This is a genomic window from Bradyrhizobium sp. USDA 4504, assembly GCF_054063995.1.
The window spans coordinates 1,604,089-1,617,029 of record NZ_JBSSGV010000001.1 but is presented as its reverse complement, the minus strand read 5'-3'; the positions used below and the strand labels follow the sequence as shown (position 1 = coordinate 1,617,029).

Here is a 12,941-nt window from a genome sequence, read left to right as displayed (position 1 = left end):
GATCCCGCAATGCCGGGTTCAGCCGCGAGCCATGTCGTTGGACGAACGAGGCGCAGGAATGACGTGGAGGATCATGAGGCGCCGGTCTCCCGGAATCGTTGGCGAGCGCCAGCGTCCGACAGGACGTCTGGCGGTGCGCTGCCGTTTTCTGCACCCTTTGGTTGATGTTGCCGCTGCAATGTGGACGCAAGCGCCGACTGGCCATTTATTTAATTATCCGAAGAAATTGATCGGAGACGCGGAGGGTCGCAGGGGTACTGTCCGGAATCTCTGGCAAGTCCTATCGCCTCTCAGGTGGTGCAGCACCGCTTCTGGTAACCTTTGGCCGGATTGTGCCTTCACCCTGCTATGGATGCAAGCGCCATTTATTTCATCATCTGAATAAATAGGCCTGAGCTGCCGGCCGGCGGCAGCGATCTTCAGGCGTCGATGTCAGAGAGATCGTCAACAACCAGCAATGCCTCGGTGAAATCGTCGTCGCTGAAATAGGTGCTGCGGGTGATGACCACGGGGATGCCGGCGTGGGCCGCGGCGGCGAGGCCGTTGCCGGAATCCTCGATTGCGACGCAATCTCCCGGCCCGAGCCCGAGCCGGGTCAGGACCTCGGTGTAGACGTCAGGCGCCGGCTTCTTCCGCGGCACGTCGTCGCCGGCAACGATCGCCTCGAACTGATCGGCCCAGTCCAGCCCCAGCGAAACCGAAAGCAGCGCATCGATATTGCCGTGCGAGGTGGTCGTTGCGATCGCCAGCCGCTGGCCGCGGCTGCGCGCGCCGGCGAGCCAGGCCCTGACACCCGGCCGCAATGGGCAGCCGCCCGAGGCAATCAGCGCGGCGTAGCGCGCGGTCTTGATCCTGTGCAGGTCGGCGATCTCGGCGAATGTCAGGATTGGGACCGCGTTGCGCTGGTCGAAGGCGCGGATGCGCTCCTTGCCTCCGGCCACCCGAAGCAGCCGCGCATAAGTGACCTGGTCCCAGAACCAATCGAGGCCGGCTTCGGCAAAGGCTTCATTGAAGGCGCGGCGGTGCACCTCCTCGGTTTCGGCGAGCGTGCCGTCGACATCGAAGATCAGGGCGCGGGCGCTCACGATGATGTCGCGCATCCCGGCGGACCGGATCACGGCGAGCGCCTCGTTCATCGTCCCTCGCCCGGCGCACCGGCGCCTTTGACGAACACCCGGCTAGCGAGCACGTCGCCGGCCTCGATCGACATCACGTCGTCGGCGGTGAGCGTGCGGTCGAGCTTCGCCACGATCCGGTTGGCCTGGCGCAGCCGGATGCGATCGAGCGCATTGCGGATCGAGCGTGCATTGGAGAACAGCGGCTGTTCTTTGCGCACGGCGATGTAACGGATGAAGGCCTCGCGGGCTTCCGGAGAGAACCGATAATTCTGCTGCTGCAACATCAGCTCGGCGATCCAGAGCAACTCGCCGTCCGAATAGTCCGGGAAATCGATATGATGCGCGATGCGGGAGCGGAAGCCTGGATTGCTCTGGAAGAACTTCTCCATGCGGTCGCCATAGCCGGCCAGGATCACCACCAGATCCTCGCGCTGCTGCTCCATCACCTGCAGCAGGATCTCGATCGCCTCCTGCCCGTAGTCGCGCTCATTTTCCGGGCGATAGAGGTAATAGGCCTCGTCGATGAACAGCACGCCGCCCATCGCCTTCTTCAATATCTCTTTCGTCTTCGGCGCGGTGTGGCCGATATATTGGCCGACGAGGTCGTCGCGCGTGACGCTGATGACGTGGCCGCGGCGCACGAAGCCGAGCTTGTGCAGGATGCCGGCCATCCGCAGCGCGACCGTGGTCTTGCCGGTGCCGGGGTTGCCGGTGAACGACATGTGCAGGGTCGGAAACGTCGTCGCCAGCGCCATCTTCTGCCTGATGCGTTCGACCAGCAGCAGCGAGGCGATCTCGCGGATGCGGGTCTTCACCGGCTTCAGGCCGATCAATTCGGAATCGAGCTGGTCGAGCACGTCGCCGATGCCGAGGTCGGCGAATTCATGGCGAAGGTCGATGGTCTCGAGCGGGGTCTCGCGGATTTGTTCGCTGATCTGTTCTTGCGCTTGCGTCATTGTCCTCTCGCCTGGAAAAGCTCCGTCGCCGCGGCGGCGACGACGGAGAAGTGCATCCGGACCAGGACGGTCGAGGGAGCAACCCGCCTGGTTTGCAAGCCGGACGCGGTCAATGATCGGTGTAGCGTTCGCCTTCGGGGCGGCCCGCTGCATAGGAATGGGTCGCATAACGCAGATTGCGTCCGGCCGCCTCCTGGCGGTCGAGCCGGAAGCCTGGCTCCTCCTGCGGCCGGTTGACGATGAAGGAGATGCGAACGGACTCCCAGCCCGGGCTGGAATCAAAGCCGGAGATCCGGATATAGCGGTCGCCATAGACCCGTCGGCAGTCGGCGAGCTCCTTCATGATGCCCGCCGCATCGCGCAGGTCGAACATCGGCAGGCCCCACATGTCCCAATAGGTGTTGCGGGGATGCGGATCGTCGGTGAACTCGATGTTCACCGCCCAACCCTTGTCGAGGCAGTATTGCACCTGCGCAGCGATCTGCTCGTCGGTGAGATCGGGCAGGAACGAGAAGCAGCCTTGGGTAACGCGCATGAGTATCTCCTCTCAGACCGCCATGCTCGGCGTGGGAACGAAATCGGGGGCGTCGGTCGACTCGTAGTTGAAGGTGACGTCCTTCCAGACGTCGAGCGCCTCGCGCAGCGGCGTGCAGGTCTGCGCCGCCTTGGCCAGGATCTCCGGCCCCTCATGGACGTAGTCGCGCCCCTCGTTGCGGGCGAGGATCATGGCCTCCAGCGCGACGCGGTTGGCGGTGGCGCCGGCCTGGATGCCGCGGGGATGGCCGATGGTGCCGCCGCCGAACTGCAGCACGACGTCCTCGCCGAGCAGATCGAGCAGCTGGTGCATCTGGCCGGCATGAATGCCGCCAGAGGCCACCGGCATCAGCTTGTTGAGGCTCGCCCAGTTCTGGTCGAAGAACACGCCGTGCTCCAGGTGCAACGGATTGAAGTCCTCGCGGCAGATGTCGTAATAGCCGCGGGTGGTGTTCGGATCGCCCTCGAGCTTGCCGACCACCGTGCCGGCATGGATGTGATCGACGCCGGCGAGCCGCATCCATTTCGCGATCACGCGGAACGAGACGCCGTGGCTGCGCTGCCGCGTGTAGGTCGAGTGGCCGGCGCGATGCAGATGCAGGATCATGTTGTTCCGACGCGCCCACTTCGCCATCGACTGGATCGCGGTGTAGCCGATCACAAGGTCGATCATGACGATGTTGGAGCCGAGCTCGTGAGCGAACTCGGCGCGCTCGTACATGTCCTCCATGGTCGCCGCGGTGACGTTGAGATAGGTCCCCTTGATCTCGCCGGTCGCGGCCTGCGCGCGGTTGACCGCCTCCATGCAGTAAAGGAAGCGCTCGCGCCAGTGCATGAAGGGCTGCGAGTTGATGTTCTCGTCGTCCTTGGTGAAATCGAGCCCGCCTTTCAAGGCTTCATAAACAACGCGGCCATAGTTGCGGCCGGACAGGCCGAGCTTCGGCTTCACGGTGGCGCCGAGCAACGGACGGCCGAACTTGTCGAGCCGCTCGCGCTCCACCACGATGCCGGTCGCGGGGCCCTGGAATGTCTTCACATAGGCGGTCGGCAGCCGCATGTCCTCGAGCCGCAGCGCCTTCAGCGGCTTGAAGCCGAACACATTGCCGATGATCGAGGCGGTCAGGTTCGAGATCGAGCCCGGCTCGAACAGGTCGAGGTCATAGGCGATGTAGGCGAAGTAGCTGCCCGGCGAATTCGGCACCGGATCGACGCGGTAGCACTTCGCCCGGTATTTCTCCGCGGCCGTCAGCCGGTCGGTCCACACCACGGTCCAGGTCGCGGTCGAGGATTCGCCCGCCACCGCCGCGCAGGCTTCGGTCGGATCGACGCCATCCTGCGGCGTGACGCGGAACAAGGCGATGACGTCGGTGTCCTTGGGCTCGTAGTTCGGCTCCCAATAGCCCATCCGCTTGTATTCCATCACGCCGGACTTGTAGCGATCCTTGCCGCGCACCGTGATCGACTGCTGTATATTCATCGAAATCTCCTGTGGTTCGTCGCCATTTGCTCAGGCGGCCTGGGTCATCTTTCCAATTTGCGGATCGAGCGCGCCGGCGCGATAGCGGCGGGCCATCTCCGGCAGTGCAACCACCTTGATCCGGGCGGCATTGCCGGCCGTGCCGAATTGCTCGAAGCGGTCACGGCAGAGTTCGCGAAGCGAATCCATCGCCGGCTTCAGGAATTTGCGCGGATCGAACTCGCTCTTCGATTGGACGGCGACCTTGCGGAAGGCCGCCGCCATCGCCAGGCGGCAATCGGTGTCGATATTGACCTTGCGCACCCCGTGCTTGATGCCGCGGACGATCTCCTCGACCGGGACACCCCAGGTCTGCGGCATCTCGCCGCCGAACTGGTTGAACATGTCCTGCAGCGGCTGCGGCACCGAGGACGAGCCGTGCATCACCAGATGCGTGTTCGGCAGGCGGGTATGGATCTCCTCGACTACGCGCATCGCCAGGATCTCGCCATCGGGCCGCCGCGTGAACTTGTAGGCGCCGTGCGAGGTGCCCATCGCGATCGCAAGCGCATCGACCTTGGTAGCGCGGACGAAATCGACCGCCTGGTCCGGATCGGTGAGCAGCTGGTCATGGCTCAGCTTGCCCTCGACGCCGTGACCGTCCTCCTGCTCGCCGCCGCCATGCTCGAGCGAGCCGAGCACGCCGAGCTCGCCTTCGACCGACGCGCCGACCCAGTGCGCCATGTCGACCACCCGGCGGGTGATATCGACGTTGTAGTCATAATCGGCTGCGGTCTTGGCGTCGGCCTTGAGCGAGCCGTCCATCATGACGGAGGTGAAGCCGTAACGGATCGCGGTGGCGCAGGTCGCCTCTTCGTTTCCGTGATCGAGATGCAGGCAGAGCGGAATCTGCGGATGCATCTCCTCGAGCGCGTCGATCATCTTCGCCAGCATGATGTCGTTGGCATAGGAGCGCGCGCCGCGCGAGGCCTGGATGATGACAGGCGCATCGCAGGAAGCCGCCGCCTCCATGATGGCGAGGCCCTGCTCCATATTGTTGATGTTGAAGGCCGGAACGCCGTAGCCGCGTTCGGCGGCGTGGTCCAGCAACTGTCTCAGGGTTATCCGCGCCATGGTGGCGTCCTCCTTTCAATTCGCTCGTTGAATGAGCTGTTTTGCTGCAGCAGCGATTGCCGCGGGCGTGATGCCAAATTCGCGGTAGAGCACGTCGGCCGGCGCGGAAGCGCCGAAGCCGGCCATGCCGACGAACGCACCGTTGTCGCCGAGCCAGCGCATCCAGTCGCCCTCGACCGCAGCCTCCACGCCGACGCGCGGGGCGCTGCCCAGCACCTGGGCGCGATAGTCGCTCGGCTGCTGACGGAACAGGTCGAAGCACGGGGCCGAGACGACCGCGGCCTGTATCCCGTCTTCCGCCAGCAGCTTTGCGGCTTCGAGCGCGATCGCCACCTCCGAACCCGTTGCAATCAGGGTGACGTCACGCGCGAAGGCCGGCTCGACGAGAACGTAGGCGCCGAGCGCGACCTGGTTGTCCTTGCTGCCGTCGCGAACCGTCGGCAGCGCCTGCCGCGACAGGCAGAGGATCGACGGCGAGGTCTCTGCCTTCAGCGCGCAGTCCCACGCTTCCGCGGTCTCGACCGCATCGGCCGGACGGAACACCAGGACGTTTGGGATCGCGCGCAGCGCCGCCAGATGCTCGACCGGCTGATGGGTCGGCCCGTCCTCGCCGAGCCCGATCGAGTCGTGGGTCATCACATGGATAACGCGGATCCCCATCAGCGCAGCAAGGCGGATCGCCGGCCGGCTGTAATCGGCAAAGCTGAGGAAGGTGCCGCCATAGGGAATGAACCCGCCGTGCAGGGCGATGCCGTTCATCGCCGCGGCCATGCCGTGTTCGCGAATGCCGTAGTGGATGTAGCTGCCGTCGAGCGTTTCCGGCCGCACCGAAACCTGCGACTTCGCCAGCGTCAGATTGGAGTGCGTGAGGTCGGCCGAGCCGCCCAGCAAATTGGGCAACGCCTCTGCGATCACGTCGATGACCTGCTGCGAAGCCTGTCGCGTGGCGAGCTTCGGCCGCTCGGTCGCGAACCGCTCCAGCAGCTTTGCCATCGCCTCGGCATAGGCGCAGGGCAATTTCCGGTTCAGCGCGTCATGGAACGGAGACCGCTCGGCCCTGTCGCCTTTGCAGGCGCTGCGCGAACGCTCGATCCAGGCCCGCCGCGCGTCGCGGCCCCGGCCGCCGAGCTCGCGCCACTCCGCCAGCACCGCATCGGGGATTTCGAATGCCGGATACGGCCAGCGCAGCGCGGCACGGGTCTTCGCCACCTCATCGGCACCGAGCGGCGCGCCATGCACCTTTTCGCTACCCTGCCGGTTCGGCGCACCGAACCCGATCACCGTCCGGCAGGCGATCAACGACGGACGATCGCTCGATCGCGCCTGCCTGATCGCCGCGGTAATCGCCTGCGGATCGTGGCCGTCGATGCGGTTGACGTTCCAGCCGCTGGCCTTGAACCGCGCTGCCTGGTCGTCCGAACAGGACAGCGACGTGACGCCGTCGATCGAGATATGATTGTCGTCGAACAGCACGATCAAGCGGTTCAGCCGCAAATGGCCGGCCAGCGAGATCGCCTCATGGCTGATGCCTTCCATCAGGCAGCCATCGCCGGCGATCACATAGGTGTAGTGGTCGACGAGGTCGTCGCCGAAGCGCGCGTTCATCAGCCGTTCGGCAAGCGCCATGCCGACCGCGGTCGCAACCCCCTGCCCGAGCGGCCCGGTCGTGGTCTCGACACCCGGGGTGTGGCCGTACTCGGGATGGCCCGGGGTCTTCGATCCCCACTGCCGGAATGCCTTGAGCTGATCGAGCGTCATGCTCTCGTAGCCCGTCAGATAGAGCAGCGCGTAGAGCAGCATCGAGCCGTGCCCCGCCGACAGCACGAAGCGGTCGCGGTCGGGCCAAGCCGGATCGGCCGGGTCGAACTTCAGGAACTCCGTGAACAGCACGGTCGCGACATCGGCCATGCCCATCGGCATGCCGGGATGACCGGATTTCGCCTGCTCGACCGCGTCGACGGCGAGGAAGCGGATGGCGTTCGCCATCTCGGCGTGGCTGATTTCGGGGCGGCTGGCAACGGACGCAAGTGCGGTCATATCGTTCGCCTCTTTCGTTCGATCAGTTGCAGGATCAGCGGGGTCAGGATGAGCTGCATCGCGAGGTCGAGCTTGGCGCCGTGCACCACGATCGAATTGGCGCGCGACATGAAGCTGTTCGGGATCATCGAGAGCAGATAGGGGAAGTCGATGCCGCGCGGGTTCTTCAAGCGGATCACGACCATCGATTCATCCGGCGTCGGGATCCAGCGCGCGATGAAAGGGTTCGACGTATCGACGGTCGGCACGCGCTGGAAGTTGATGTCGGTCTCGGTGAATTGCGGACAGATGTAGTTCACGTAGTCCGGCATGCGGCGCAGGATGGTGTCGGTCACCGCCTCGGTGGAGTAGCCGCGATGGCTGCGGTCGCGATGCAGCTTCTGAATCCATTCGAGGTTGATGACCGGCACGACGCCGATCTTGAGGTCGGCATGTTGCGCGACATTCACCTTGTCGGTGACCACGGCGCCGTGCAGGCCCTCGTAGAACAGGAGGTCGGAATTCTCCGGCAGCGCCTCCCAGGCGGTGAAGGTGCCGGGCTTGGCGCCGTAGAGCCGCGCCTCATCCTCGTCGTGCACATAGTGCCGCGTGGTTCCGGTGCCGGTCTCGGCATAGTCGCTGAACAGCTTCTCCAGCTCCTCGAACAAATTGGTCTCGGGACTGAAATGGCTGAAGTGCTTGTTGCCGTGCTCGGCCCTCTCCGCCATCAGGCTGCGCATCTCGGCGCGGTCGTAGCGGTGGAAGGCGTCGCCCTCGATATAGGCGGCGACCACGTTCTCGCGGCGGAAGATGTTCTCGAACGTCTTCTTCACCGAGGTGGTGCCGGCCCCGGAGGAGCCGGTGATCGAGATGATGGGATGCCGACGTGACATGCGGTCCTCCTCAGCGGAACAGGCCGCGCCGCGCGAACAGCGGGGCATCGCTGCTTTCGAACAACGGCTCGACGGTCAGGTGGATCGCATCGACGTCGCGCACGGCGCTCGCCGATCCCATGATCAGCGGCACACGCTGATGCGGCGTGCGTGCCGACAGTTCGAGAATGCGCGACCGGCCGTTCGACGCCGCACCGCCCGCCCATTCCATGATCAATGCGATCGGATGCGCCTCGTACAGCAGACGCAACCGGCCTTCGCGGTAGCCCTGGCGCGCATCCGCCGGATACAGGAACACGCCGCCGCGCATCAGGATGCGGTAGGCTTCAGCGACCAGCGAGCCGATCCAGCGCATGTTGAAGTCCTGCCCGCGCTCGCCGTTCACTCCGGCGAGGCAATCGTCGATGTAGCTGCGCACCGGGCCGCTCCAGTGCCGCCGGTTCGAGGCATTGATGGCGAATTCCGACGCGTCCTGCGGCACGCGCAGATCGCGCGCGGTCAGGACGAACTCGCCACTTCGCGGGTCCAGCGTGAAGCAGTCGACGCACTGGTCGATCGCCAGCACCAGCACGGTCTGTGGACCGTAGATGAAACAGCCGGCGGCACATTGCGCCGTGCCGGGCTCGAAGAAGGTCGAGATGACGTCGTTTCCTTTCGGCCGGATTGAGAAGATCGTGCCGATCGAGATGTTATTTTCGAGATTGGCGGATCCATCGAGCGGATCGATCGCGACACAGAGCGGCGCGTCGGGATCGAGCGTCTCAGGCAGTTCGACCTCCTCCGACAGCACTGCGGCGACCGGCGCGGTGCGCAGCGCGTTCCGCATCAGATCGTCGGCGACGATGTCGATGGTCTTCTGGCGGTCGCCGTCGGGATTGACGCCACCGCTCTCGCCGCCGACTCCGGCGAGCGGCCCGGCGGCAATGATGCGCGAGAGCTCGATCGCCGCACGCGCAAGGGCTTCGATCACCACAACGGTCGCGGCGCGCAACGGGTTGTGCTGCGCGGGCCACTCCAGATGGGCATGCAATGCTGGACGAATCTCCACCGGCCTCTCCCTATGATCGCGCCCTCTGTCCCGAGGCTTCGAGAGGCGACCTCAGGGGAGTCGCCTTCGCCCTATCAACGCGCGAATTGCCCAATTAGGGAAATTTTATTATCTTTGGTCCGGGCAAAGTATTTCTTATGGAGCTTGTCATGGCCGGCAACTTCTCGCGGGATCTCACCATCCGCCAGCTGCGCGCACTGTCGACCTTGCACGAGGCCGGTTCGATCACGTCGGCCGCCAACCGGTTGAACCTGACGCAGCCCGCGGTGACGTTGCAGCTCCGCAACCTGCAGGCGCTCGCAGGGTTGCCGCTGATCCAGCGCACCGGCGACGGCATGGCGCTGACGGATGCCGGCGCGCATGTGCTGACGCTGGTCGAGCGGATCGAGGCGGCGCTGAAGGATTGCGAGCAGTCGCTCGACATGATCGCCGGCCGCAGCGGCGGCCGCGTCGCGATGGGCGCGGTCTCCACCGCGAAATACTTCGTGCCGTTCGCGATCGCGGCGTTCTCGCGCCGCTTTCCCAAGATCGAGGTCACGCTCAGGATCGGCAACCGCGAGGAGATTCGCGACGCGCTGCGCGGCTATGATCTCGACATCGCGGTGATGGGCCGGCCGCCGGCCGACGTCGAGGTCGAGATGAAGCCGCTCGGCCGGCATCCGCACTTCATCGTCGCCGCGCCCGATCATCGGCTGGCGCGGCGGCGGCACGTCGCCCCATCGGAGCTCGCCAACGAAACCTTCATCACTCGCGAGCAAGGATCGGGGACGCGGATGCTGATGCAGCAATATTTCGAGCGGGTCGGGCTGGAGCCGAAACTCGGCATGGCGATGGACAGCAACGAGACCATCAAGCAGGCTGTGATGGCCGGGCTTGGCATCGCCTTCATCTCCCAGCACACGGTGTTCCATGAGCTGGAGGACGGCCGGCTGGTGGTGCTCAAGGTGAAGGGCCTGCCGATCGTCCGGCAGTGGCACGCGATCAGGCGCGCCGACAAGATCCTGCTGCCGCCCGCGCAGGCCATGCTGGATTTCCTCGGCAAGGAGGGCTGGCGCTATCTGCCGAATTCAAACTAGCGCCCGGGCGACGTCGCAACGCCCGATCGAGCCAGAAAATCGAGGTGGCGCCGTATGTTAGGCATTGAAGTTCCGCGAAACGCATGTCACATCTTGACTGCGGTCACCCGGCGGACCGCACCCTGCGAGGGAGGTTGAACTGCAGAACCAGTCCCCGCCGACGCCCGACTTCAAGGCGTTATTCGAGGCGGCGCCCGGCCTTTATCTGGTGCTGACGCAGCCCGACTTCCGCATCGTGGCAGTGAGCGACGCCTATCTGCGCGCCACCAAGACCGAGCGCGCCGCGATCCTCGGGCGCGGGCTGTTCGAGGTGTTTCCCGACAATCCGGACGATCCGACCGCCGACGGCGTGCGGAACCTGCGCGCCTCGCTCGAGCGCGTGGTTCAGTTCCGCCGCCCCGACACCATGACGGTGCAGAAATACGATATCCGCAAGCCCGAGTCGGAGGGCGGCGGCTTTGAGGAACGCTACTGGAGCCCGCGCAATACGCCGGTGCTGGGGCCGAACGGGCAGTTCACCTACATCATCCATCGGGTCGAAGACGTCACCAGCTTCATCCAGCTGAAGCAGCGCGGTGCCGAGCAGGACCAGCTGACCGACCGGCTGCGCGAGCGCACCGAGCAGATGGAAGCGGAAATCTTCATGCGCGCCCGCGAGGTCGAGGCCGCCCGCGAACAGCTCGAAGCCGAGCAAAAGCTCCGCCAGGTGCAGAAAATGGAGGCCGTCGGGCACCTCTCCGGCGGCATCGCCCACGACTTCAACAATATCCTGACCGTCATCACCGGCCTGATCGACATCCTCGCGGAAGCCGTTGAACATGATCCGGCGCTGTCGTCTGTCGCCAAGATGATCACCGATGCGGCGTTTCGCGGTGCAGAAGTGACCAAGCACCTGCTGGCCTTCTCGCGGCTGCAGCCGCTGCAACCGCGTGAAGCGAATCTCAACACGCTGGTGCAGGACACCGCGCGGCTGCTGCGCCCCTCGCTTGGCGAGCAGATCGAGATCGATACCGCGCTCGAGCCCGATGCCTGGTCGGCCTTCATCGATCCGAACCACATGGCGACCGCGCTGCTCAATCTCGCGGTCAATGCCCGCGATGCGATGCCCGACGGCGGCAAGCTGATGCTGGAGACCAGCAACGTCATCCTGGACGAGGTTTACGCCGTCGCCAACCCCGACGTGCGGGCGGGTGAATATGTGATGGTCGCGGTCAGCGACACCGGCGGGGGCATCCCGGCGGGGATCCGCGACAAGGTGTTCGAGCCGTTCTTCACCACCAAGGAGACCGGCAAGGGCACCGGGCTCGGGCTCAGCATGGTGTACGGCTTCATCAAGCAGTCCAACGGACACCTCAAGATCTATTCCGAAGAGGGCCACGGCACCTCGATCAAGCTCTATCTGCCGCGCAGCAGCGGCGACATGATCGACGTCGAGCCGCCTCCTCCGGTCGACACCCGCGGCGGCAATGAATCCATCCTGGTCGTCGAGGACGATCCGCTGGTGCGCAATTACGTCAGCGCCCAGCTCGAGCAGCTCGGCTATCACACCATGGTCACCGCCAACGGCCCGGAAGCACTGGCTGCGGTCGACAACGGGTTCGTCTGCGACGTGCTGTTCACCGACGTCATCATGTCCGGCGGCATGAACGGCCGGCAGGTCGCCGACGCCGTGATCGCCAAACTGCCCTCGGTGCGCGTGCTCTTCACCTCCGGCTACACCGAGGACGCGATCATCCACCACGGCCGTCTCGACCCGGATGTGACGCTGCTGCCGAAGCCCTACCGCAAGTCCGATCTCGCGCGGATGATCCGGCAGGTGCTGGCCCAGCCGCCGGCGGCGGCAATGGGCAAGTGAGGCGGCGCGTCACGCCTCTCCGTTCTGCTTCTTGATCTGGTCGGCCGGCACCGCGCATCCGGACAAGAACAGTGCCGCGCAGGCCTTGGCGCGGGCCTCGATCTGCGCCCGCGACGGCGGCGGCCTGTGGCCGTACATCACGTCGCGTTGCGGCTGGAACACGAGCATGCCGAGCAGCATGCCCGCAGCGGCCTGCGCGTCGTCCACCGCGATCCGTCCCCTCCGCTGCTGCACGCCGAGCCACGCAGCGAGCGCGCCAAGCGTCCGCTGCATCGCCTTCTCGTAGAACATCTCGGCGATGTCGGGAAATTTGTCGCTGTCGGCCAGGATGATGCGCTGAAGCGCGATGACCTCGGCATCGAGTATCAGCTCGCCACAGGTCGAGAGTGCGGCCTCCAGTGCCGCCGCGATATCGCGGCCGTCGCAGGCGCCGAGATTTACGGCGGATATGAATCGGTCCATCCGGTCCGTCACCGTGCCCTCGAACAGCGCCAGCTTGGTCGGGATCAGCCGATAGAGGGTCTTGGTGGAGACGCCGGCGCGGCAAGCCACGTCGGCGATGTTGGCCGCAGCGAAGCCGCGCTCTGAGAACTCGCGCCGCGCGGCGTCATAGATCAGCGCACGCGTCTCGTCGTCGGAACGCAGCTGCGGCCGCCCACGACCGCGCCGCGCCGGTGCGCTTTGCTCAGTCTGATCCTTGTCATTCCGGTTCATCCGCGAGCCATGCTTTTAAATGATGCCTGTCATTCTATTGACACTCCCAATATGGGCTCTATTTTGGAAAACATCAAGTTTCCTAATTAACTCTGCCGGCATCGGCCGAAATTAGCAAGATTTTCCAGCAGGATAGAACGG

At 65.0% G+C, this 12,941-nt stretch carries 11 protein-coding genes; 2 read left to right on the top strand and 9 right to left on the bottom strand.

Annotation, left to right across the window (positions count from 1 at the left end; genetic code table 11):
- Positions 1-419: 419 nt before the first annotated feature.
- From ACVMB1_RS06965 to ACVMB1_RS06930, 8 genes are all read right to left on the bottom strand, one after another.
- The gene (locus tag ACVMB1_RS06965; RefSeq protein ID WP_456814200.1) at positions 420-1,136 is read right to left on the bottom strand and encodes an HAD family hydrolase; all 717 of its coding nucleotides are present in this window, start codon (positions 1,134-1,136) and stop codon (positions 420-422) included.
- Complete coding sequence (gene cbbX / locus ACVMB1_RS06960; RefSeq protein WP_057015875.1) at positions 1,133-2,074, bottom strand: CbbX protein; 942 nt, start codon at positions 2,072-2,074, stop codon at positions 1,133-1,135. The genes ACVMB1_RS06965 and cbbX overlap by 4 nt, the downstream gene beginning before the upstream one ends.
- Positions 2,075-2,183: 109 nt before the next feature.
- Positions 2,184-2,609 carry a ribulose bisphosphate carboxylase small subunit gene (locus ACVMB1_RS06955; RefSeq protein WP_076833455.1) on the bottom strand — a complete coding sequence of 142 codons (426 nt, stop codon included), beginning with the start codon at positions 2,607-2,609 and terminating at the stop codon, positions 2,184-2,186.
- 12 nt (positions 2,610-2,621) lie between these two features.
- The gene (locus ACVMB1_RS06950; RefSeq protein ID WP_057015873.1) at positions 2,622-4,085 is read right to left on the bottom strand and encodes a form I ribulose bisphosphate carboxylase large subunit; all 1,464 of its coding nucleotides are present in this window, start codon (positions 4,083-4,085) and stop codon (positions 2,622-2,624) included.
- Positions 4,086-4,115: 30 nt separating this feature from the next.
- Entirely contained in the window at positions 4,116-5,198 is a 1,083-nt protein-coding gene (gene fba, locus ACVMB1_RS06945) for a class II fructose-bisphosphate aldolase (protein ID WP_057015872.1), read from the bottom strand.
- 15 nt (positions 5,199-5,213) lie between these two features.
- Positions 5,214-7,235 carry a transketolase gene (gene tkt / locus ACVMB1_RS06940; RefSeq protein WP_456848340.1) on the bottom strand — a complete coding sequence of 674 codons (2,022 nt, stop codon included), beginning with the start codon at positions 7,233-7,235 and terminating at the stop codon, positions 5,214-5,216.
- Complete coding sequence (locus tag ACVMB1_RS06935; RefSeq protein WP_229192041.1) at positions 7,232-8,107, bottom strand: phosphoribulokinase; 876 nt, start codon at positions 8,105-8,107, stop codon at positions 7,232-7,234. Before ACVMB1_RS06935 ends, tkt begins: the two co-directional genes overlap by 4 nt.
- 10 nt (positions 8,108-8,117) lie before the next feature.
- Positions 8,118-9,149, bottom strand: coding sequence for a class 1 fructose-bisphosphatase (locus ACVMB1_RS06930; protein ID WP_410469753.1), 1,032 nt, complete (start codon positions 9,147-9,149; stop codon positions 8,118-8,120).
- 155 nt (positions 9,150-9,304) lie between these two features.
- Between ACVMB1_RS06930 and ACVMB1_RS06925 the strand changes: the two genes are divergently transcribed.
- Complete coding sequence (locus ACVMB1_RS06925) at positions 9,305-10,231, top strand: LysR family transcriptional regulator (protein ID WP_028331483.1); 927 nt, start codon at positions 9,305-9,307, stop codon at positions 10,229-10,231.
- A 97-nt stretch (positions 10,232-10,328) separates the two neighbouring features.
- Positions 10,329-12,086, top strand: a complete 1,758-nt coding sequence (locus tag ACVMB1_RS06920) for an ATP-binding protein (protein WP_456815235.1) — start codon at positions 10,329-10,331, stop codon at positions 12,084-12,086.
- A 9-nt stretch (positions 12,087-12,095) separates the two neighbouring features.
- Here ACVMB1_RS06920 and ACVMB1_RS06915 read toward each other — a convergent pair whose 3' ends face one another.
- Positions 12,096-12,800, bottom strand: a complete 705-nt coding sequence (locus tag ACVMB1_RS06915) for a TetR/AcrR family transcriptional regulator (protein WP_092079865.1) — start codon at positions 12,798-12,800, stop codon at positions 12,096-12,098.
- Between the last annotated feature and the right edge of the window lie 141 nt (positions 12,801-12,941).